The organism is Streptomyces sp. NWU339 (assembly GCF_003143855.1).
Lineage (GTDB): Bacteria > Actinomycetota > Actinomycetes > Streptomycetales > Streptomycetaceae > Streptomyces.
The window spans coordinates 89,456-110,398 of sequence record NZ_QFRK01000017.1 but is presented as its reverse complement, the minus strand read 5'-3'; the positions used below and the strand labels follow the sequence as shown (position 1 = coordinate 110,398).

24 protein-coding genes are annotated in these 20,943 nt (G+C 70.7%); 17 read left to right on the top strand and 7 right to left on the bottom strand.

The features are described 5' to 3' along the window. Positions 1-23 precede the first annotated feature (23 nt). Both DIZ27_RS21220 and DIZ27_RS21215 read left to right on the top strand, forming a co-directional pair. Positions 24-404: a hypothetical protein gene (locus tag DIZ27_RS21220; RefSeq protein WP_258308489.1), complete on the top strand. Its 381-nt coding sequence runs from the start codon at positions 24-26 to the stop codon at positions 402-404. Between the two features lie 139 nt (positions 405-543). After that, the gene (locus DIZ27_RS21215) at positions 544-1,656 is read left to right on the top strand and encodes an amidohydrolase family protein (RefSeq protein ID WP_109380011.1); all 1,113 of its coding nucleotides are present in this window, start codon (positions 544-546) and stop codon (positions 1,654-1,656) included. 118 nt (positions 1,657-1,774) lie between these two features. Here the strand turns inward: DIZ27_RS21215 and DIZ27_RS21210 are convergent, their stop codons facing one another. The 3 genes from DIZ27_RS21210 to DIZ27_RS21200 all read right to left on the bottom strand — a co-directional run bounded on the left by DIZ27_RS21210 (position 1,775) and on the right by DIZ27_RS21200 (position 4,680). Further along, positions 1,775-2,788: a heme A synthase gene (locus DIZ27_RS21210; protein WP_109380010.1), complete on the bottom strand. Its 1,014-nt coding sequence runs from the start codon at positions 2,786-2,788 to the stop codon at positions 1,775-1,777. A 70-nt stretch (positions 2,789-2,858) separates the two neighbouring features. Further along, positions 2,859-3,575 carry an ABC transporter permease gene (locus DIZ27_RS21205; RefSeq protein WP_258308493.1) on the bottom strand — a complete coding sequence of 239 codons (717 nt, stop codon included), beginning with the start codon at positions 3,573-3,575 and terminating at the stop codon, positions 2,859-2,861. 181 nt (positions 3,576-3,756) lie between these two features. After that, on the bottom strand, positions 3,757-4,680 hold the full coding sequence (locus DIZ27_RS21200) for an ABC transporter ATP-binding protein (RefSeq protein ID WP_109380009.1): 924 nt from the start codon (positions 4,678-4,680) through the stop codon (positions 3,757-3,759). Positions 4,681-4,897: 217 nt separating this feature from the next. On the opposite strand from DIZ27_RS21200, the gene DIZ27_RS21195 reads away from it, so the two are divergent. The 11 genes from DIZ27_RS21195 (at position 4,898) to dapD (ending at position 13,570) form a co-directional block, all read left to right on the top strand. Further along, positions 4,898-5,710: a metalloregulator ArsR/SmtB family transcription factor gene (locus tag DIZ27_RS21195; protein ID WP_109380008.1), complete on the top strand. Its 813-nt coding sequence runs from the start codon at positions 4,898-4,900 to the stop codon at positions 5,708-5,710. After that, entirely contained in the window at positions 5,707-7,128 is a 1,422-nt protein-coding gene (gene sufB, locus DIZ27_RS21190) for a Fe-S cluster assembly protein SufB (protein ID WP_109380007.1), read from the top strand. Before DIZ27_RS21195 ends, sufB begins: the two co-directional genes overlap by 4 nt. Positions 7,129-7,186: 58 nt before the next feature. Further along, positions 7,187-8,371 (top strand): Fe-S cluster assembly protein SufD, encoded by a 1,185-nt coding sequence (gene sufD / locus DIZ27_RS21185; protein WP_109380006.1) that lies wholly within the window; start codon positions 7,187-7,189, stop codon positions 8,369-8,371. After that, a complete protein-coding gene (locus DIZ27_RS21180; RefSeq protein ID WP_109380005.1) occupies positions 8,368-8,697 on the top strand; it encodes a non-heme iron oxygenase ferredoxin subunit in 330 nt (109 codons plus the stop codon). The genes sufD and DIZ27_RS21180 overlap by 4 nt, the downstream gene beginning before the upstream one ends. Positions 8,698-8,704: 7 nt before the next feature. Then, a complete protein-coding gene (gene sufC, locus DIZ27_RS21175; RefSeq protein ID WP_109380004.1) occupies positions 8,705-9,469 on the top strand; it encodes a Fe-S cluster assembly ATPase SufC in 765 nt (254 codons plus the stop codon). Further along, the gene (locus DIZ27_RS21170) at positions 9,466-10,722 is read left to right on the top strand and encodes a cysteine desulfurase (RefSeq protein ID WP_109380003.1); all 1,257 of its coding nucleotides are present in this window, start codon (positions 9,466-9,468) and stop codon (positions 10,720-10,722) included. The genes sufC and DIZ27_RS21170 overlap by 4 nt, the downstream gene beginning before the upstream one ends. A gap of 19 nt (positions 10,723-10,741) precedes the next feature. Further along, positions 10,742-11,206, top strand: a complete 465-nt coding sequence (gene sufU / locus DIZ27_RS21165; protein ID WP_109380002.1) for a Fe-S cluster assembly sulfur transfer protein SufU — start codon at positions 10,742-10,744, stop codon at positions 11,204-11,206. Beyond that, positions 11,203-11,535 (top strand): metal-sulfur cluster assembly factor, encoded by a 333-nt coding sequence (locus DIZ27_RS21160; protein ID WP_109380001.1) that lies wholly within the window; start codon positions 11,203-11,205, stop codon positions 11,533-11,535. Before sufU ends, DIZ27_RS21160 begins: the two co-directional genes overlap by 4 nt. A 129-nt stretch (positions 11,536-11,664) precedes the next feature. Further along, positions 11,665-11,985, top strand: coding sequence for a multidrug efflux SMR transporter (locus DIZ27_RS21155; protein ID WP_109380000.1), 321 nt, complete (start codon positions 11,665-11,667; stop codon positions 11,983-11,985). After that, on the top strand, positions 11,985-12,527 hold the full coding sequence (locus DIZ27_RS21150; protein ID WP_109379999.1) for a TetR/AcrR family transcriptional regulator: 543 nt from the start codon (positions 11,985-11,987) through the stop codon (positions 12,525-12,527). Before DIZ27_RS21155 ends, DIZ27_RS21150 begins: the two co-directional genes overlap by 1 nt. A gap of 53 nt (positions 12,528-12,580) precedes the next feature. After that, entirely contained in the window at positions 12,581-13,570 is a 990-nt protein-coding gene (gene dapD / locus DIZ27_RS21145) for a 2,3,4,5-tetrahydropyridine-2,6-dicarboxylate N-succinyltransferase (protein WP_109379998.1), read from the top strand. Between the two features lie 167 nt (positions 13,571-13,737). Here the strand turns inward: dapD and DIZ27_RS21140 are convergent, their stop codons facing one another. Beyond that, the gene (locus tag DIZ27_RS21140) at positions 13,738-14,160 is read right to left on the bottom strand and encodes a hypothetical protein (protein WP_146228976.1); all 423 of its coding nucleotides are present in this window, start codon (positions 14,158-14,160) and stop codon (positions 13,738-13,740) included. 201 nt (positions 14,161-14,361) lie between these two features. On the opposite strand from DIZ27_RS21140, the gene DIZ27_RS21135 reads away from it, so the two are divergent. Both DIZ27_RS21135 and DIZ27_RS21130 read left to right on the top strand, forming a co-directional pair. Then, a complete protein-coding gene (locus DIZ27_RS21135) occupies positions 14,362-15,246 on the top strand; it encodes a septum formation family protein (protein ID WP_109379996.1) in 885 nt (294 codons plus the stop codon). 168 nt (positions 15,247-15,414) lie between these two features. Beyond that, a complete protein-coding gene (locus tag DIZ27_RS21130; protein ID WP_375231991.1) occupies positions 15,415-15,891 on the top strand; it encodes a hypothetical protein in 477 nt (158 codons plus the stop codon). 60 nt (positions 15,892-15,951) lie between these two features. Here the strand turns inward: DIZ27_RS21130 and DIZ27_RS21125 are convergent, their stop codons facing one another. After that, entirely contained in the window at positions 15,952-16,290 is a 339-nt protein-coding gene (locus DIZ27_RS21125; protein WP_109379994.1) for a YciI family protein, read from the bottom strand. Between the two features lie 242 nt (positions 16,291-16,532). Continuing rightward, on the bottom strand, positions 16,533-18,143 hold the full coding sequence (locus DIZ27_RS21120) for a CocE/NonD family hydrolase (RefSeq protein WP_258308492.1): 1,611 nt from the start codon (positions 18,141-18,143) through the stop codon (positions 16,533-16,535). Positions 18,144-18,319: 176 nt separating this feature from the next. Between DIZ27_RS21120 and DIZ27_RS21115 the strand changes: the two genes are divergently transcribed. After that, positions 18,320-19,036, top strand: coding sequence for a TetR/AcrR family transcriptional regulator C-terminal domain-containing protein (locus DIZ27_RS21115; RefSeq protein WP_109379992.1), 717 nt, complete (start codon positions 18,320-18,322; stop codon positions 19,034-19,036). Between the two features lie 108 nt (positions 19,037-19,144). Continuing rightward, complete coding sequence (locus tag DIZ27_RS21110) at positions 19,145-19,882, top strand: cyclopropane-fatty-acyl-phospholipid synthase family protein (RefSeq protein ID WP_109379991.1); 738 nt, start codon at positions 19,145-19,147, stop codon at positions 19,880-19,882. A gap of 32 nt (positions 19,883-19,914) precedes the next feature. Here DIZ27_RS21110 and dapA read toward each other — a convergent pair whose 3' ends face one another. Further along, positions 19,915-20,814 (bottom strand): 4-hydroxy-tetrahydrodipicolinate synthase, encoded by a 900-nt coding sequence (dapA, locus tag DIZ27_RS21105; protein WP_109379990.1) that lies wholly within the window; start codon positions 20,812-20,814, stop codon positions 19,915-19,917. Positions 20,815-20,943: the final 129 nt, after the last annotated feature.

Below are 20,943 nucleotides of genomic sequence, written 5' to 3'. Positions count from 1 at the left end.
TACCCGTCGGTAGCATCCTGTTCATGGCAGACAAGCAGCAGGCGGGCCCGGCGGCCGAGCAGAACAGCGGGCAGCGGGCCGAACAGAAGACAGAACGCAAGGCCGAGCGGAAGGTGGCCCGGCTCACCAAGCGGATCAACGGCTTCGCCACGGCCCACGGCGGCGCCGAGGGGCAGATCGCCTACCTGGGGCAGCGCGGCGCCCGGATCGTGCTCGTCGGTGAGGACGGCAACTGGGGCGACCTGGTCGCCCACTCCTACGCGATCGCCGAGAAGGCGGCCGAGAGGGCGGGGATCACCCTCCACGAGGACTTCGACGGCGAGTTCGCGGCCAAGGTCAGGACCGGCCCGTACGAGTGGACCCGGATGGCGGGCAGCCAGATCGGCGGCCCGGCCAACGGCTGACCCCGGGCCCGCCGGCCCACCGATCGGCCCACCGGCCGTCCGCGGCAGGCACCGTGTCGGACGCGCCGCAACACCTCGACCCCGGTTCACCCGTTAGAGACCTGTGAGAGCAGACACAGCGTCTTTCGTGGGAGCCCGGATGATCGACACGCCGTCCCTCGTGGACCAGTACTGCCACGGCGTCCTGCGCACCGAGCTGGGCCTCGGCACCTTCGAGGCCCAGCTGGTCCGCACCGAGGGCCCGCCCGCCCCGGGGACCACCCTGTTCGACACCCAGACCGGCTTCGCCGTACGCCGCTGGTGCCCGCCCCTGCTCGGCCTGGAGCCGCACTGCCCGCCCGCCCGCTACCTCGCCCGGCGCCGCGAACTGGGCGTGGCCGAGACGGCCCGCCGGCTGCTGCGGGCCAGCGGCATCACCACCTACCTGGTCGACACCGGACTGCCCGGCGACCTCACCGGCACGGCCGAGCTGGCCACGGCCGGCGCCGCCGAGGCCCACGAGATCGTGCGCCTGGAACAGCTGGCCCAGCAGGTCGCCGACACCTCCGGCACCGTGGAGTCCTTCCTCGCCAACCTCGCCGAGTCCGTGCACGGAGCCGCCGCGCACACCGTCGCCTTCGCCTCCGTCGCCGGCACCCGGCACGGGACGGCGCTCGCGCCCGAGCCGCCGGGGCCCGGAGAGGTGCGCGGCGCGGCCGCGCGGTGGCTGGCCGCACGCCGGGTCGGGGACGAGCCGAGCGACCCGGTGCTGCTGCGGCACCTGCTGTGGATCGCCGTCGCCTCGGGCCGGCCCCTGCAACTGCACGCGGGGCTCGGCGCAGCCGGCAGCTCCCGGGCGCAGGGCACCGACCCGGGGTTCCTCGACGGGTTCGTCCGGGCCACCGCCGGGCTCGGCACCGACCTCGTCCTGCTGCACGGCTACCCGGACCACCGCCACGCCGCCCACCTGGCCGGCGTCCACCCGCACGTCTACGTCGACTCCGGCGCCGCCCTGGCCCGCACCGGCGCCCGCGCGGCGACCGTCCTCGAGGAGGTCCTGGAACTCGCCCCCTTCGGCAAGATCCTCTTCTCCAGCGGCGCCCGGGGACTGCCCGAACTGCACGTCGTGGGCGCCCGGCTGTTCCAGGAGGCGCTCGGCCGGGTGCTCGGCACCTGGGTGGCCGAGGGGGCCTGGTCCCCGGAGGACGCGCAGCGGGTGGCCGGGATGATCGCGTCGGGGAACGCGGGCCGGGTGTACGGACTGGGTGACTGAAGCACGGGCGGCTCGTTGAACAGGCGGCGTGCGCCGCCTGTGGGGATGGTCCGTACTGCACGTACCCGATCACGCCATGGGCGAGTTCGTTCCCCACCCCGTGCGGCGCACGCCGTGGTCAGCCGGAAGCGGACTCGAGCCGGTCAGCGGGACCCGGAGCCGGAAGGGAAGGATCCCCGATCGGGCGTTCACGCAGCGACAGCAGTACCCGAACCACCCAGATCCACATGACGCAGGAACCGAACATGTGCAGACCGACCAGGATCTCGGGGAGGTCGGTGAAGTATTGGATGTAACCCACCGCTCCCTGCGCGAGGATGATCAGGAACAGTTCGCGGGTGCGGTGCAGCGGGCTCTTGGGGGCGTCGACCGCCTTGAGCACGAACCACAGGGCGAACGTCAGCGTCGCCACGATCCACGCCAGCACGGCGTGCACCTTGCTGACCATCGCCGAGTCCAGCGGCATCCGCGCGACCTCACTGGAGTCACCCGCGTGCGGTCCCGATCCGGTCACCACCGTGCCGACCGCGATGAGCAGGACGGACGCCACCACCAGGAACCACACCAGCTGCCGCACGGCTGCGCCGACCAGCGGCCGGGGCTCCCCGTCGCCCTCGCGGACGCGCTGCCACATCACCGTGGCCACCGCGATCAGCGCCGAGGAGAGCAGGAAGTGCGCCGCGACCGTGTACGGGTTGAGGCCGACGAGGACCACGATGCCGCCGAGGACCGCGTTGCCCATCACGATCCAGAACTGCGCCCAGCCCAGCCGGGTCAGGCTGCGCCGGTACGGCTTCTGGGAGCGCGCGGCGACGATCGCCCAGCCGACGGCGGCGCACAGCACGTACGTCAGCAGGCGGTTGCCGAACTCGATGACCCCGTGCAGGCCCATCTCCCGGGTGGAGACGAGCGAGTCGTCGGTGCACTTGGGCCAGGTGGGGCAGCCCAGACCGGAGCCGGTCAGCCGCACGGCTCCACCGGTGACCACGATGACCACCGCCATGACGAGCGCGGCGAGGGCCGCCCGCCGGACCGTCCGGGGGTCCGGGGTCCAGCGTGCGGCGATGAAGGCGAGCGGGTTGCGCAGGACCGCCTGGGCGTCGGCGCGGGTCACGTTTGGCACGCGTCCCATCGTAGGGCGCCGCTTGTGCACGCTTTCACGAGGGTCCCGGTCGGCAGGCCGGCAGTACCGGGGAGCCTCCTCACTCCCAGCGGAAGAAGCGACCGGCCGCCGCGAGCCCCGCCCCTGCCCACACGGCGAGGATCCCCAGGTCGCCCCAGGGCAGCCCCGCCCCGTGCTGGAGCACGTCCCGCAGGCCCTCCGACAGGGCCGCGATGGGCAGCAGGCCGAGGACGTTCTGCGCGGACTCCGGGAAGGTGTCCAGCGGCACGACGACCCCGCCGCCGACGAGCAGCAGCAGGAACACCAGGTTGGCGGCGGCGAGCGTCGCCTCGGCCTTCAGGGTGCCCGCCATCAGCAGGCCGAGCCCCGAGAAGGCGGCCGTGCCCAGCACCAGCAGCAGAAGCACGGCGAGCGGGTTGCCCTGCGGCGACCAGCCCAGCGCGAACGCGATCACCGTGAGCAGGACGATCTGGAGCACCTCGGTGACCAGCACCGACAAGGTCTTCGCGGTCATCAGCGCCCACCGCGGCAGCGGTGAGGACGCCAGCCGCTTCAGCACCCCGTACCGGCGCTCGAAGCCGGTGGCGATGGCCTGCCCGGTGAACGCCGTCGACATCACCGCCAGGGCGAGGACCCCGGGGGCGAGGAAGTCCACGGCCTCGCCCTCGCCGGTGTCCACGATGTCCACGGTGCTGAACAGCACCAGCAGCAGGGTGGGGATGACCACGGTGAGCAGCAGCTGCTCACCGTTGCGCAGCAGCATCTTCGTCTCGAGCAGGGCCTGCGCCGCGATCATGCGGGGGAGCGGCGCCGCGCCCGGCCGCGGCGCGTGGGCGCCGGTCCCCGTGGCCGCCGGAGTCACCTGATCGGCCTGATTCACCGGATTCACGAACGCAGCTCCTTGCCCGTCAGCTCCAGGCTGTGCCGTCCCGGGGGGCGACCCCCGGACCCCCGGCCGGTCCTGGTGTATGCCCGATTCACGAACGCAGCTCCTTGCCCGTCAGCTCCAGGAAGACGTCCTCGAGGGTGTGCCGTTCGACCGAGATCCGGTCCGGCAGCACGCCGTGCTGTGCGCACCAGGACGTGACCGTGGCGAGCAGCTGCGGGTCCACCTCGCCGACGACCCGGTACGAGCCGGGGGTCGTTTCGGCGGCCTGGGAGCCGGGCGGCAGGGCCTTGAGCAGGGAGGCCACGTCCAGCCCCGGCCGGCCCGAGAAGCGCAGGGTGTTCTCGGCGCCGCCCCGGCACAGCTCCTCGGGGCTGCCCTGGACCACCACCCGCCCGGCGTCGATGATCGCGACGTCGTCGGCGAGCTGCTCGGCCTCGTCCATGTGGTGCGTGGTGAGGATGACGGAGACCCCGTCGGCGCGCAGATCCCGTACGAGGTCCCAGGTGGCGCGGCGGGCCTGCGGGTCGAGTCCGGCGGTCGGCTCGTCCAGGAACACCAGCTCCGGGCGCCCGACCACGGCCATCGCCAGCGCGAGCCGCTGCTGCTGGCCGCCGGAGAGCCGCCGGTACGTCGTACGGCCGCAGGAGCCGAGCCCGAGGCGTTCGATCAGCGCGTCCACGTCCAGGGGGTGGGCGTGCAGTTTCGCCATGTGGCGGAGCATCTCGTCGGCCCGCGCGCCCGAGTAGACGCCGCCGGACTGGAGCATCACGCCGACCCGGGGCCTGAGCGCGGCCGACTGCCGGACCGGGTCCAGGCCCAGGACGCGCACCGTGCCGGAGTCCGGCCGCCGGTATCCCTCGCAGGTCTCGACCGTGGTCGTCTTGCCCGCCCCGTTGGGTCCGAGCACGGCCGTCACGCCCTGCCGTGCCACCAGGTCGAGGCCGTCCACCGCGGTCTTCGTGCCGTACCGCTTCACCAGGGCCTGCACCTGGACCACGGGCTCACTTCGCATGGGTCACGATTCTAGGGACGCGCCGGGGCCCCCGGACGCCGGGGGCGGGTGCGGGCATGCCGGGCAGGGTTCCGGAAGCGGCGCCGGGAGCCGCTGATCCGATCGGTCAAAGATCGTTTCCGCAGGTCGGATTAGGTTTACCTAAGTGATGCAGCGCACCCGGGGGGTGATCGGGCACGGCTTGCCCGCCCCCGATGAATTACGCAACAATGGCGTTGTGAAAAAGGTTGGCGAGGCTCCCCAGGAGGAACTTGCGACCGGTGAGCGGTCCACCCGCAACCGGGTCGCTCGGTCCGTGCTGGACCACGGCCCGTCGACCGTCTCCGAACTCGCCGAGCGGCTCGGGCTGACCCAGGCGGCCGTCCGCCGCCACCTCGACGCCCTGGCCACCGACGGAATCGTGGAGGCGCGCGAACGGCGGGTCTACGGGGCACGCACCCGCGGACGCCCGGCCAAGGTCTTCGCCCTCACGGACTGCGGGCGGGACGCCTTCGACCAGTCGTACGACAAGCTGGCCGTGGACGCCCTGCACTGGATCGGTGAGCAGGGGGGCGGCGACGAGGCGATCGCGGCGTTCGCCCGCGCCCGGATCGCCGCCCAGGCGGGCGCGTACCGGGAGGCGGTCGAGGCCGCGGACCCCGAGGAGCGGACCCGGGCGCTGGCCAAGGCGCTCAGCGCGGACGGGTACGCTGCCACGGCGCGCAGCGCCCCCGACCCGCAGCAGGGCGAGCAGCTGTGCCAGCACCACTGCCCGGTCGCCCACGCGGCCGAGCGGTTCCCGCAGCTGTGCGAGGCGGAGACGGAATTTTTCGCCGAGCTGCTCGGTACTCATGTGCAGCGGCTGGCCACCATCGCGCACGGTGACGGTGTCTGCACCACCTTCATCCCGAAGGGTGCGCAGGCGGCGACGCCCGCGCCGCGGTCCGCCAGGACCGCACACACCTCAGAGACTTCGAAGACTTCTGCGAAGAAGACTTCGCCGCACACCCACAACGCATCTGCAAGCACGGCCGGGAGGAACCCCGCATGACTCTCCCCACGGAGACTGCCCACCCCGAACTCGAGGGCCTGGGTACGTACGAATTCGGCTGGGCCGACTCCGACGAGGCAGGCGCCGCGGCCAAGCGCGGTCTGAACGAGGACGTCGTCCGCGACATCTCCGGGAAGAAGAACGAGCCGGAGTGGATGCTGAAGCTGCGGCTGAAGGGTCTGCGGCTGTTCGACAAGAAGCCCATGCCGAACTGGGGCTCGGACCTGTCGGGCATCGACTTCGACAACATCAAGTACTTCGTGCGCTCCACCGAGCAGCAGGCGGCCTCCTGGGAGGACCTGCCCGAGGACATCAAGAACACCTACGACCGGCTCGGCATCCCCGAGGCGGAGAAGCAGCGCCTGGTCGCCGGTGTCGCCGCGCAGTACGAGTCCGAGGTCGTCTACCACCAGATCCGCGAGGACCTGGAGGAGCAGGGCGTCATCTTCCTCGACACCGACACCGCGCTGAAGGAGCACCCGGAGCTCTTCCAGGAGTACTTCGGCACCGTCATCCCGGTCGGCGACAACAAGTTCGCGTCGCTGAACTCGGCCGTGTGGTCCGGCGGGTCGTTCATCTACGTCCCCAAGGGCGTCCACGTGGACATCCCGCTGCAGGCCTACTTCCGCATCAACACGGAGAACATGGGCCAGTTCGAGCGGACGCTGATCATCGTCGACGAGGACGCCTACGTCCACTACGTCGAGGGCTGCACCGCCCCGATCTACACCTCGGACTCGCTGCACAGCGCCGTCGTCGAGATCATCGTCAAGAAGGGCGGCCGCTGCCGCTACACGACGATCCAGAACTGGTCGAACAACGTCTACAACCTGGTCACCAAGCGCGCCGTGGCCTACGAGGGCGCGACCATGGAGTGGGTCGACGGCAACATCGGCTCCAAGGTGACGATGAAGTACCCGGCCGTCTACCTCATGGGCGAGCACGCCAAGGGCGAGACCCTGTCCATCGCCTTCGCCGGCGAGGGCCAGCACCAGGACGCCGGCGCCAAGATGGTCCACATGGCCCCGAACACCTCGTCGAACATCGTCTCCAAGTCGGTGGCGCGCGGCGGCGGCCGTACCTCCTACCGCGGTCTGATCGAGATCGGCGAGGGCGCTCCCGGCGCCAAGTCCAACGTGCTGTGCGACGCGCTGCTCGTGGACACCATCTCCCGCTCCGACACCTACCCCTACGTCGACGTCCGCGAGGACGACGTGTCCATGGGCCACGAGGCGACCGTCTCCAAGGTCTCCGAGGACCAGCTCTTCTACCTGATGAGCCGCGGTCTGTCCGAGTTCGAGGCGATGGCGATGATCGTGCGCGGCTTCGTCGAGCCGATCGCCAAGGAACTGCCCATGGAGTACGCGCTCGAGCTCAACCGGCTGATCGAGCTGCAGATGGAAGGCGCGGTCGGCTAACACCCCACGCCGTTCCGTCAAGCCCCTTACGCAAAGGAAAGCGAGCACTACGACAGCCATGGCTGAGGCTCAGAACATCCCGGTGGGTTCCACCACCGCCGGCTCGATCGCGGTGGCCGCCGAGTCGACCGTCGCCACCCGCATGAGCGCGCCCCCGTCCTTCGACGTGGCGGACTTCCCCGTCCCCCACGGCCGTGAGGAGGAGTGGCGGTTCACCCCGCTGGAGCGGCTGCGCGGTCTGCACGACGGCACCGCCGCCGCCACCGGTGACGGCGTCAAGGTCGCCATCGACGTGCCCGAGGGCGTCCGCGTCGAGACCGTCGGCCGCGACGACGCGCGGCTCGGCCGGGCGGGCAAGCCGGTCGACCGCGTCGCCGCCCAGGCGTACTCCGCCTTCGAGCAGGCCTCGGTCGTGACCGTGCCGAAGGAGGCCGTCCTCACCGAGCCGATCCGCATCGCGGTGCACGGCGAGGGCGGCGCCGCCTACGGGCACCAGGTGATCGAGCTCGGCGCCTTCGCCGAGGCGGTCGTCGTCATCGACCACACCGGTGACGCGGTGCTCGCCGCGAACGTCGAGTACGTCCTCGGCGACGGCGCCAAGCTCACCGTCGTCTCCATCCAGGACTGGGACGAGAAGGCCGTGCACGTCGCCCAGCACAACGCCCTCGTCGGCCGCGACGCCTCCTTCAAGTCGGTCGTCGTCACCTTCGGCGGCGACCTGGTCCGGCTGCACCCCCGGGTGGCCTACGCGGGCACCGGCGGTGAGGCCGAGCTGTTCGGCCTGTACTTCACCGACGCCGGCCAGCACCAGGAGCACCGCCTCCTGGTCGACCACAACGTTCCGCACTGCAAGTCGAACGTCGCCTACAAGGGCGCGCTCCAGGGCGACGACGCGCACGCCGTGTGGATCGGTGACGTGCTCATCGAGGCCAAGGCCGAGGGCACCGACACCTACGAGATGAACCGCAACCTGGTGCTGACCGACGGCGCCCGCGTCGACTCCGTGCCCAACCTGGAGATCGAGACCGGTGAGATCGTCGGCGCCGGCCACGCCTCCGCGACCGGCCGCTTCGACGACGAGCAGCTCTTCTACCTGATGGCCCGCGGCATCCACGAGAAGGACGCCCGCCGCTTGGTGGTCCGCGGCTTCTTCGCCGAGCTCGTCCAGCAGATCGGCGTCCCGGACATCGAGGAGCGCCTGATCGCCAAGATCGAGGAGGAGCTGGAGGCGGCGGTCGCATGACCTTCCAACGCGCCTGCGGGCTGAGCGAGCTGGAGGAGGACACCCCGAAAAGGGTGGAGCTCGACGGCACGCCGGTCTCCATCGTGCACACCGAGGGCGAGGTGTTCGCGATCAACGACATCTGCTCGCACGCCAACGTCTCCCTCTCGGAGGGCGAGGTCGACGACTGCCACATCGAGTGCTGGCTGCACGGCTCGCGCTTCGACCTCCGCTCGGGCAAGCCCGACAGTCTTCCGGCCACGCGCCCCGTCCCCGTATACCCCGTAAAGATCGAAGGGGGCAGCGTCCTTGTTGACGTACGCGCCTCCCTCACCCAGGAGTCCTGAGGCACCCATGGCAACGCTTGAAATCCGAGACCTGCACGTCACCGTCGAGGCCGACAACGCCACGAAGGAGATCCTCAAGGGCGTCGACCTCACCGTGAAGCAGGGCGAGACGCACGCCATCATGGGCCCCAACGGCTCCGGCAAGTCGACCCTCGCCTACGCCCTGGCCGGTCACCCCAAGTACACCGTCTCCGGCGGCAGCGTCACCCTCGACGGCGAGGACGTCCTGGAGATGTCCGTCGACGAGCGCGCCCGCGCCGGACTGTTCCTCGCCATGCAGTACCCGGTCGAGGTCCCCGGTGTCTCCGTCTCCAACTTCCTGCGCACCTCCGCCACCGCCATCCGCGGTGAGGCGCCCAAGCTGCGCCACTGGGTGAAGGAGGTCAAGGAGACCATGGAGCGCCTCCACATGGACCCCGCCTTCGCCGAGCGCAACGTCAACGAGGGCTTCTCCGGCGGTGAGAAGAAGCGCCACGAGATCCTCCAGCTGGAGCTGCTCAAGCCCAAGGTCGCGATCCTCGACGAGACCGACTCCGGCCTGGACGTCGACGCGCTGCGCATCGTCTCCGAGGGCGTCAACCGGATCCGCGAGTCCGGCGAGGTCGGCACCCTGCTGATCACGCACTACACGCGCATCCTGCGCTACATCAAGCCCGACTACGTCCACGTGTTCGCCGACGGCCGGATCGCCGAGTCCGGCGGCGCCGAGCTCGCGGACAAGCTGGAGAACGAGGGCTACGAGGCTTACGTGAAGGGTGGCGCATCCGAGTGACACAGCTGCCGGGCCTCCTCGACACCGAGGCGATCCGCAAGGACTTCCCGATCCTGGACCGCCAGCTCCACGACGGGCGGAAACTGGTCTACCTGGACAACGCGGCGACCAGCCAGAAACCCCGTCAGGTACTGGACGCGCTCAGCGAGTACTACGAGCGCCACAACGCCAACGTCCATCGTGGCGTGCACGTCCTCGCCGAGGAGGCCACGGCGCTGTACGAGGGCGCGCGCGACAAGGTCGCCGCGTTCATCAACGCGCCCAGCCGCGACGAGGTGATCTTCACCAAGAACGCCTCCGAGTCGCTCAACCTCGTGGCGAACATGCTCGGCTGGGCCGACGAGCCCTACCGGGTGGACCACGAGACCGAGATCGTCATCACGGAGATGGAGCACCACTCCAACATCGTGCCGTGGCAGCTGCTCGCGCAGCGTACCGGCGCCAAGCTGAAGTGGTTCGGCCTCACCGACGACGGCCGGCTCGACCTGTCCAACATCGACGAGGTCATCACCGAGAGGACGAAGGTCGTCTCCTTCGTGCTGGTGTCCAACATCCTGGGCACGGTCAACCCGGTCGAGGCGATCGTGCGCCGCGCCCAGGAGGTCGGCGCCCTGGTGTGCATCGACGCCTCCCAGGCCGCGCCGCACATGCCGCTGGACGTCCAGGCCCTCCAGGCCGACTTCGTGGCCTTCACCGGCCACAAGATGTGCGCTCCGACCGGCATCGGCGTCCTGTGGGGCCGTCAGGAGCTGCTCGAGGACCTGCCGCCGTTCCTCGGCGGCGGCGAGATGATCGAGACCGTGTCGATGAGCTCCTCGACGTACGCCCCGGCCCCGCACAAGTTCGAGGCGGGCACCCCGCCGGTCGCGCAGGCGGTCGGCATGGGCGCGGCGATCGACTACCTGAGCGCCATCGGCATGGACAAGATCCTCGCCCACGAGCACGCCATCACCGAGTACGCCGTCAAGCGCCTGTCCGAGGTCCCGGACCTGCGCATCATCGGCCCCGCCACGGCCGAGGAGCGCGGCGCCGCGATCTCCTTCGTGCTGGGGGACATCCACCCGCACGACGTGGGCCAGGTCCTCGACGAGCAGGGCATCGCGGTCCGGGTCGGCCACCACTGCGCGCGGCCGGTCTGCCTCCGGTACGGAATTCCAGCAACCACGCGAGCGTCGTTCTATCTGTACTCCACGCCGGCCGAGATCGACGCTCTGGTCGACGGACTGGAGCACGTACGGAACTTCTTCGGCTGAGGGGCTGGCGAGCGATCGCATGAAGCTGGATTCGATGTACCAGGAAGTCATCCTGGACCACTACAAGAACCCGCACGGGCGGGGCTTGCGGGATGGCGACGCCGAGGTGCACCACGTCAACCCGACGTGCGGCGACGAGATCACGCTGCGCGTGAAGTACGACGGCACGACGATCAGAGACGTCTCCTACGAGGGGCAGGGCTGCTCCATCAGCCAGGCCTCCGCCTCCGTGCTGAACGAGCTGCTGGTCGGAGAAGAGCTCGCCAGGGCGCAGACGATCCAGGAGACCTTCCTGGAACTGATGCAGTCCAAGGGGAAGATCGAGCCCGACGACGCGATGGAGGAGATCCTGGAGGACGCGGTCGCGTTCGCCGGGGTCTCCAAGTACCCGGCCCGGGTCAAGTGCGCCCTCCTCAGCTGGATGGCGTGGAAGGACGCGACGGCCCAGGCGCTGGGCACCGACGCCGAAAGGACAACGGCATGAGCGAGACCGTGGAGATGAAACCGGCCTCCGAGGAGGAGGTCCGCGAGGCACTGATGGACGTCGTCGACCCCGAACTGGGCATCGACGTCGTCAATCTCGGCCTGATCTACGGCGTCCACGTCGACGACGGCAATGTGGCGACCGTCGACATGACCCTCACGTCCGCGGCCTGCCCGCTGACGGACGTCATCGAGGACCAGGCCAAGTCCGCGACGGACGGACTGGTCAACGAGCTGCGCATCAACTGGGTCTGGATGCCCCCGTGGGGCCCCGACAAGATCACGGACGACGGCCGCGAGCAGCTGAGGGCGCTCGGCTTCAACGTCTGAGACGAGGCACGGGCGGTCGGTCGCACGCACGTCGGAGAAACGGCGGGTGATCCCCACAGGGGATCACCCGCCGTTCCTCTTTTCCTTCCTCCGTGCTTGTGCGGCCGTCCGTTGTGTACGCTCGTACACATGGGATACCTGCTGCTCGCCGGGGCGATCGCCGCAGAGGTGGGCGCCACCACCGCAATGAAGTACAGCGACGGCTTCAGCAGACTCTGGCCCTCGCTGCTGACGTTGATCGGGTACGTGATCTCCTTCACCCTGCTCGCGCAGACGCTGCGGACCCTGTCCATCGGCACCGCGTACGCCATCTGGGCCGGGGTGGGCACCGCCGCCATCGCCGCGATCGGCGTCATGTTCATGGGGGAGGGGCTCACCGCGGTCAAGGCCCTCGGCATCGCGCTGATCATCGTGGGCGTGGTCGTGCTCAACCTCGGCGGCGCGCACTGATGGCCCGGCGGTACGACCCCGAGCGGCGCCGGCGGATCATCGACGCGGCGATCCGGGTGATCGGCAGGAGCGGCATCGCTGGGCTCAGCCACCGCAGCGTCGCCGCCGAGGCCGACGTGCCGCTCGGCTCCACGACGTACCACTTCAAGACCCTCGACGAGCTGATGGTCGCCGCGCTGCGCCAGGCGAACGAGGGCTTCGCCAAGGCCGTCGCCTCACGCGGCGGCCTGGAGGACACGCGCACCGACCTGGCGACCGAGCTCGCCGGGCTGCTCGGCGAATGGCTCGCCGGCGAGCGCACCGGCGTCGAGCTGGAGTACGAGCTGTATCTGGCCGCCCTGCGCCGACCCGCGCTGCGCCCCGTGGCGGCCGAATGGTGCGAGGACGTCACCGCACTGCTGTCGCGCCGCACGGACCCGGTCACGGCCCGCGCCCTGGTCGCCCTGATGGACGGCATCTGCCTCCAGGTACTGCTGACCGACACGCCGTACGACGAGGCGTATGCGCGGGGGATGCTGGACCGGGTCATTTCCGGTACCTGAGACGGCACGACGCCGGTTCGCATCGCCGGGCCCCCCCTGGTTAGGTTGCCCTCATGACCGACACGACTGCTCAGAGCACCACCGGCGCGGTGGCCGCCGGCCTCGCCACCCTCGCCGCCGACGGCACCGTCCTCGACACCTGGTTCCCCGCCCCCGAACTCTCCGACGCGCCCGGCCCGTCCGGCACCGAGCGGCTGTCCGCCGAGCGCGCCGCCGAGCTGCTCGGCGGCGGCGCGACCGCGGCGATCGGGCCGGACGCCCGCCGGGGCGTCGAGGTGGTCGCGGTCCGCACGGTCATCTCCTCGCTCGACGAGAAGCCGGTCGACGCCCACGACGCCTACCTGCGCCTCCACCTGCTCTCGCACCGCCTGGTGAAGCCGCACGGCCAGAACCTGGAGGGCATCTTCGGCTTCCTCGCCAACGTCGCCTGGACCTCGCTCGGCCCGGTCGCCGTCGACGACGTCGAGAAGGTGCGGCTGAACGCCCGCGCCGAGGGTCTGCACCTGACCGTGACGTCCATCGACAAGTTCCCCCGGATGACGGACTACGTCACTCCCAAGGGCGTCCGCATCGCCGACGCGGACCGGGTCCGCTTGGGCGCCCACCTCGCCGAGGGCACCACGGTCATGCACGAGGGCTTCGTCAACTTCAACGCGGGCACCCTCGGCACCTCGATGATCGAGGGCCGCATCTCCGCGGGCGTCGTCATCGGCGACGGCTCGGACATCGGCGGCGGCGCCTCCACCATGGGCACGCTGTCCGGCGGCGGCAACGTGATCATCTCCATCGGAGAGCGCTGCCTGATCGGCGCCGAGGCGGGCGTGGGCATCCCGCTCGGCGACGAGTGCGTGGTCGAGGCCGGCCTGTACGTCACCGCGGGCACCCGCGTGACCATGCCCGACGGTGAGGTCGTCAAGGCCCGCGCGCTGTCCGGCGCCTCCAACATCCTCTTCCGCCGCAACTCGCTCACCGGCACGGTCGAGGCCCGCCCGAACAACGCGGTCTGGGGCGGCCTCAACGACGTCCTGCACAGCCACAACTGATCACCGGCAAGCCACCTGACCCGACGGCGACTGTCGGCACCGGTCAGCACCGAGCGCCCTTCCACGGCCCCAGAACGGTCCGGGAGGGCGCTCGTGCGTGAACGGGGTTCTCCCGACGTCGCTGCCCGTGCCGGCACTCGTCGTCCCGCCGGTGCGGGAGCCGGAGGTCAGCCCGCGTACACGATGATCAGGGGCAGAGCCGCGAGCGACACGACGGACGAGCCGAGCAGCGTCAGCGCTGCCGGCACCGCCGCCGTCAGCCGCTCGTAGCCCTTGCGCCGGCCCGAACGGAACGCCACGCGGGCCAGGACGAGCGGCAGCGCCACGAGGGCGAGGAAGACCAGCAGCGCCGAGAGCCGGCTGAACACGGTGGTGCCGGTGTCGGTGACCAGATGCCGGACGGCTGCGCCGAGAACGGCCGCCGGGTAGGCCAGCAGACCGAACGAGAGGACCGACGCCACGGCGACGGCCAGTCCTTCGGTCAGCCGCTCGGCACACGCACGCTCCCGGCGCACTTCCATTGCCACGCTGTCCCCCATGCCCACCCCCGGGCGCCTCAGTCCGGTCGTCGCCGGCTCGACCGGCTCCACGTCCAGCAGCGTCCGGCTCCGCAGAAGTGTGTCACAGGGTCCTCCCGACTCCCGCCTGTGAGCAGCCCGGATACAACCCTCGCGGCCCGTCGCGAGTCAGAGACGTTGCGATGAGGTGAGGGCCTTCGTGTAGCCGGGCCACAGGAATGGCATACGATGCCCGTTCCCCTCATGAAGATCACATAAGAGGATGTACACGTCATGACAATCCGTGCTCCGTATCGTTCCCTTCGCGGCATATCCGCCGTTGTCGCCCTGCTCGCGATCGGCGCGGTGGGATGCTCGGACGTCTCCGACGCCGTCGACAGCGCCAAGGACGGCGCGAAGAAGGTGGCTCGCCAGCGCTCGGTGTTCTCGCTGGACCTCGGCGACTGCTACAACCCGAACGGCAAGGCCGAGGGGGAGGCGTACGCCGTCGAGATCGTGCCCTGCGACGAGGCGCACGAGGGCCAGGTCGTCGGCGAGTTCGCGATCGACGAGGGCAAGGAGTACCCCGGCGACGACGAGGTCGCCACGATCGCGGACGACCGCTGCCCGGTCGAGGCGCAGAAGTACGCCCCGGACAGCTGGGCGCTCCCCAAGGGCGTCGACCTCTACTACTACACCCCGACCAAGGAGAGCTGGGCGACGGGTGACCGCGCGGTGAGCTGCACCTACACCGCGGAGAAGGGCACGTTCGAGGGCTCGCTGGACACCGCGAAGTCCCTCAAGCCCGAGCAGACCACGTACCTGAAGGGGTCGAACGCGGTCTACGAGGCCCTGTGGGCGAACCAGCCCGAGGAGGACGTCGAGGAGGACCTGGCCGGCTACAAGGCGCAGGCCAAGGCCGTCGCGGCCGCCCTCGACGCACACGTCGAGGGCCTGGGCGGCATCGAGGGCGCCGAGGTCGGCAAGCTCCGCGCGACGCTGACGAAGGCGGCCGGGAACTGGAAGAAGGCCGCGAACGCCGCCGACGTCGACGCGTTCTACACCGCCTACGACCCGGCGTTCACCGACATCGACCCGAACGAGTCGGTCACCGCCCGCAAGGAGCTGGGCCTGGCCACCACCGTCCCGGCCGACGAGGCCGAGGTCTGGGCGGGCTGACGCTCCGTCGGGTCAGCGGGGCCGTGTCCGTCGGGGACCCGGCCCCGCTTCCTGGTGACCTGAGCCGGAGATTCGCCGACAGTGGGCGACGAATCTCCGACTCAGGTCGCTAGGTTGGCTCATGTGAGTGCGTGGGGGCGGAGTTACCGGTATGTCGGACCGGTCGAGCTGAAGGCTGCGGTTCTGCCTGGCAGCGGCGGATGCCGGATCAGTTCGGCGGCTGACTTCGGAAGCTGGGTCGCTGAGCGATCGGCCGCGGAACTGGCCGAACCGTTCACCTTCGTGGTCGGAACGGACGGTGTGCTTCGGCTGGCGCCGCGGCGAAGCGAGCACGTGGCCTGTGCCGGCGGAGCAATGGTTCTGAGCGCCGGCGAGATCGGCTTCTTGCGCGAGGCAGGCCGGTGGGCCGTGGGCGACGTCAGCAACCACTCCACCGGGTACTGCCCGGACGTCAGCTCCTGGTCGGCGGTCGCCCGTGCTCTGGACGACGTAGAGCTCGGGCGTCCGTCCGGTTTCACCCATGGGGTGGTGTTCCGGCGGTGCCCTGACTGCCAGGAGCACAACATCGTGCGCGAGGAGGACTTCGTCTGCGTCTTCTGCGGCAGCGAGCTGCCTGAGGTGTGGAACGTGGATCCCGCCGCATGACGGCCGTGGGCCACAGCCACTCGTTGACGGCTGCGGTGAGGGCGGTGGCTTCGTATTCGATCAGACGGTCGGGTCGGGCATGATCTCCCGGACCTCTTGCGCGCAGCGGCACGCCGCGGCGATCTTGGCAGCCCACTCCAGCGCGCCCTCGCGTGAGGGCACATCGATGATCGAGAACCCCCCAAGGACCGCCTTGGTCTCCGGGTACGGGCCGTCGGTGACGGTCCCGTCGGTGGCCACGACGCTCGCCTGCTGCCTCTCCAGTCCACCGCCGAAGACCCACACACCGGCGTCCCGAGCCTGACGCACCACCTCGTGCGAGGCCTCGGCCACCTCGGGCAACTCCTCCTCGGGGAAGGTCATCGCGCCGTCATCGAACGAGATCAGGTACCGCGTCATCCATGGCTCCCTCGGCCGGTGGCCTCCTTCGGCCGCCTCTCACCCTACGACGAACGCCTCCCTTCAGAGCCGACATTCTCCACGGCTTCCGAAACAGGCCCGTTCCACGGGTGCATGAACAGCCCACCGTTCACCGGGTGGTGGGGCGTCGTCGTTCGTTGAGCAGATGGCTGCCTGGTAGGCGCCGAGACGGGCGGGGGCACCCCGCTCGGCGGCGAGTGCGTGGTCGGGTGAGCACCGGTTCAGCCCTTCTGGCCATCGGCCTGCATCGCAAGCATGAGCGCCGAGTCCGTGTGGAGTGTGATGTGCACCGGGGTGAAGGTGGTGGCGTCCAGCGGTGATTGCCCGGTGCCGGGGTTGCGGGCATAGCGGGGGTGGGCGCCGCCGCTGATCTGCCAGCGGATGCGGTGGCCGACGGCGAAGCGGTGGGCGGTGGAGCTCATCGCCACGGTGATCTGCGCGGGCACATGCCCGGTCGTTCGGATCCGGCCCAGTCCGTCGCAGATGTTGACGGAGCGGCCTTGTGGATCCACGTCGCACAGGCGGGTGAAGACGTCGGCGTGGCCGGTGTTCGTGGAGAGGCGCAACCGGGCGGAGACCGGACCGAGGAGGTCCACGGGCTCGGTCAGCGGGGGGCCGGTGAACGTCAGTACGTCGTCCCGGGCTTCCAGGGTGCGGTTGTCGCGTGGGCCGGCGGTACGGGAGAGCAGAGGGCCGCCCAGGGACGGGGTGGGGTCGGCCGGGTCGTAGCGGAACGACGTCAGTGGTGCGGAGTCCGTGGGGGGCTGCCGGGTGAGGTGCCCCTGCGCAGTGGGAAACCACGGGGTGACGGCCGTGGCCGGCGGCCAGTCGTCGAGGTCCCGCCAGGCGTTTTCACCGCCGATGTGCACGCGCACGGCGGTGGGGCGCAGGCCGGAGGGGTCGGCGTACAGGTGGGCGCGCAGCCAGGCGAGGCTCTCGGCGAACACCTCGGGCCAGCCCTGCTGCAGGGCGGAGGTGTGGGTCCAGGGGCCGACGAGCAGGGCAGTCTCGCAGCCGGCCCGCCGCAGCCGGTCGTACTGCTCGAAGGTCTGGTCGGCCAGCGCGTCGTGCCATCCGGTGATCAGACTCGTGGGCACGCCGAGCCGCTCCGCCGCCTGCGTCAGCGACGCGCCGCACCAGTACGGGTCCTCGGGGTCCGGGTGCGTCATGACGTCGTCCAGCCAGGGCAGCTCGCCCCCGAGGGCCGTTGCGTACGCCCCGCGCAGGGGCTGCGCGGTGGTGACGTCGCGCAGACGGCGCTGCAGGCGCAGGGTCGCCCTCAGGAACGGTGCCATGCCCTGGTGCTGGTAGGTCATGCCCACCCCGACGGCGAGGGCGTTCTCCAGGCGCAGCGCGCCGTGCGTGTGGAACAGGGCGTGGGGATCGTGCAGGCCCACCTGCACCACCATCGCCTTCAGTTCCGGCGGCGGGTCCAGGGCGAGGGCCCATTGCACGTAGCCCAGGTAACTGGGGCCGACGGTCCCGAGTGTGCCGTTGAACCAGGGCTGCTCGCGCAGCCAGGACACCGTGGCCTGCCCGTCGGCGGCCTCGTTGCGCCACAGGTCGAACGCGCCCCCCGAACCGCCGGTGCCGCGGCAGCTCTGCAGGACCACGTGAAAGCCCTGTTCGGCGAAGAGCAGGCCGTACATGGGGGACCACGGCAGGCCCCTGCCGTACGGCGAGCGGACCAGGAGGGTGGGGAAGTCGCCCTCGGCGCGCGGGAAGTAGTGGTCGGTGAGCAGCGGGCTGCCGTCGGCGGCCGGAACCGCCAGCCCCGGCTCCCACCCGGCATCGTGCCGTTTCGCCGGGAGCCGGCGCCACGTCGCCCTCATCATCCGTGAGGCCAGCGGGGGTTCCCCGGAAGGCGGAGCCCAGGTGGGCCTCGGCACAGGACCGTGTGTGCGTGCTGTCATCGTCCCCTCCTCGATTTACGTACGCTGTACGAGAATAGAGGATGCTTGACTGAGGCCCGCAAGGGCAACCGCGATCAGGGAAAGGAGCGTGGGTCATGCCCCGTGACGGAGAGGCCGACGCTCCGGGCGTCGACCCCCAGCAGTTCTGGCTCGGCTCTGACCGGCCCCGCAGGGGCCGCAAGCCGGCCTACAGCCGGGAGGCGATCACCGCGGCGGCCGTCGCCCTGGCGGACGCGGAGGGGCTCGAAGCGGTCACCATGCGGAAGGTCGCCGCGCAGGTCGGAGCCGGTGTCATGTCGCTTTACAGCTACGCCCCCGACAAGGAGACGTTGCTGAACCTGATGGTCGACCACGTCAGCGGCGAACTGCCGACCACGGACACGCTCACCGGCGACTGGCGCGCCGACCTGAAGGCCGTCGCCCACCTCCAGCGCGCCCTGATGCTGCGACACCCCTGGCTGCCCGCCGCCCTGTCCACCCACCGCACCCCCGGCCCCCACACCCTGGCCTTCCTGGAGCGGGCGCTCACCGCCCTGCGGCCCACCGGACTGGACGGTGCGGCGAAGCTGGAGGTCTTCGCCCAGCTCACGGCATTCGTGGCCGGGCACACCGCTCACGAGATCGCGCAGGCCACGGCCTCGCGGTCGCCCGACCGAGCGGCAGCCGAAGCCCGCTACCTCGCCGCCGTCGCCGCGGACGGCCGCCACCCGGAACTCGCCGAAGCCCTCTCCTCCCCCGGCCGCCCACTCGCCCCCGAAGCCACCTTCACCCGATTCCTCAACCGCCTGATCGACGGCCTCACCACCGACTGACCTCGGCCGCCCGCCTCGCCTGTGAGAAGGGTCGAATCCGGTTTCCGGCCCGGGTGGCCGACCGGAAATCAGGTGCGTGTGAATCGCCGGGCATGTCAGGCTCCGCCCGTGGACCGGGAACAGATCTCCAGGCGTGCTCATGCGGACCATCCGATCGCAGCCCCGCTCGACGACGGCTCGGTGCGCCGACTGCTGGAACGCGGTCTCTCGCGCGGTGGCGAGCGCGTACTCGACCTCGGCTGCGGCGGCGGGGAGTGGCTCCTGCGTGCCCTGACCACGCGGTCGCAGCTGCGGGCCGAGGGCGTCGATATCTCCAAGAGCTCGTTGGCACACGCGCGTCAGGCCGCGCGTCGGCTCGGCGTGGAGGACCGCCTGGTCCTCCACCATCAGGACGCTGCGCATTTCACCGCCACTCACGCCTTCGACCTGGTGCTCTGTGTGGGGGCCACGCACGCTTTCGGCGGCCTGCTCCCCACTCTTGCGGCGGCGCGTGAGCACCTGGCCCCTGGGGGGTGCGTTCTGGTCGGTGACGGATTCTGGGACCGGGGGCCCTCTCCCGAGGCTGTCGAGCTGCTCGGGGACCTCGCCGACCTGCCGACCACGCTGGATCGGGTCGTCGCGGACGGGTGGACGCCTGTCCAGGGGCATATCAGCACCCGCCAGGAGCTCGACGACTACGAGTGGGCCTGGACGGGGTCGCTGGCCTCATGGGCCCTGGACCATCCCGACGATCCGGACAGCGCCCAGGCGCTCGAGGCGGCCACCACCCACCGCGACCAATGGTTGCGTGTCTACCGGGACGTGCTGGGCTTCGTCTGCCTCATCCTGCGTCCGACGCGGGACTGAACTCTGGGCGGGAGCTGCGCCGGTGGTGGCGGTCAGGCTGTGGTCAGGGTCTCGTAAAGGGACCTGAGGGTGGCGGTCGTCTCGGGGGGCGCGGGGCGCAGGGGTGGGCGGACCGGGCCTGCGGGGAGGTTCAGGGTGGTGAGGAGGGCCTTGGCGGTGACCGTGCCGGGGAGGCCGTTCGCCGTCATCGCCTCGATGAGGGCGGTGGCCCGCTGCTGGAGGTCGGCCGCGCGGGCCGTGTCGCCCGCGTCGAACGCGTCCAGGACGGCGCGCAGGTGGTCCGGGACCACGTTCGCGACCGTACTGACGTAGCCGGAGCCGCCGACCGCGTAGAGAGCCAGGACGTGTTCGTCGCAGCCCGCGTAGTAGGCGAGGTCGGTGCGGGCGAGGATCTTCTGGGCGGCCAGGAAGTCGTACGAGCAGTCCTTGACCGCCACGATCCCGGGGTGCTCGGCGAGCCGGAGCATGGTGTCGGGTTCGATGCGGGTGCCGGTCCGGACCGGGATGTCGTACAGGGCGACGGGGAGGGCCGTGGCGTCCGCGATCATGCGGAAGTGCTCCTCGATCGCATCCTGCGGGGGCCTGCTGTAGTACGGGGCGGCGACCAGGAGGCCGTCCGCGCCGGCCTTCTCGGCCCCGCGGGCGAGTTCGGTGGTGTGCGCGGTGTCGGCGGTGCCGACGCCGGCGACGATCGAGGCGCGGTTGCCCACGGCCTCCCGTACCGCCGCGATGAGGGCCGACTTCTCCGCGTCCGTGGTGGTCGGGGACTCGCCCGTCGTGCCGGAGAGCACCAGGCCGTCGCAGCCGTGGGCCACCAGGTGGTCGGCCAGCCGTCCGGCGCCCCCCAGGTCAAGGGCGCCCGTGGGGGTGAAGGGGGTGATCATGGCGCAGAGGGTGCGGCCGAAGGGCTGCGGGGGTGTCGGTGGGGTCATGGCGGTAGTGTCCGCCCGAGCGATCGTGTAGCACTACTTAAAATTGCTACAGAGCACTGTTAAGCATTGGTGATGAATGGGCGGGCTTGATAGCTGTCGTGCGGGGTGGGTACTTGGGTGGTCCCGACC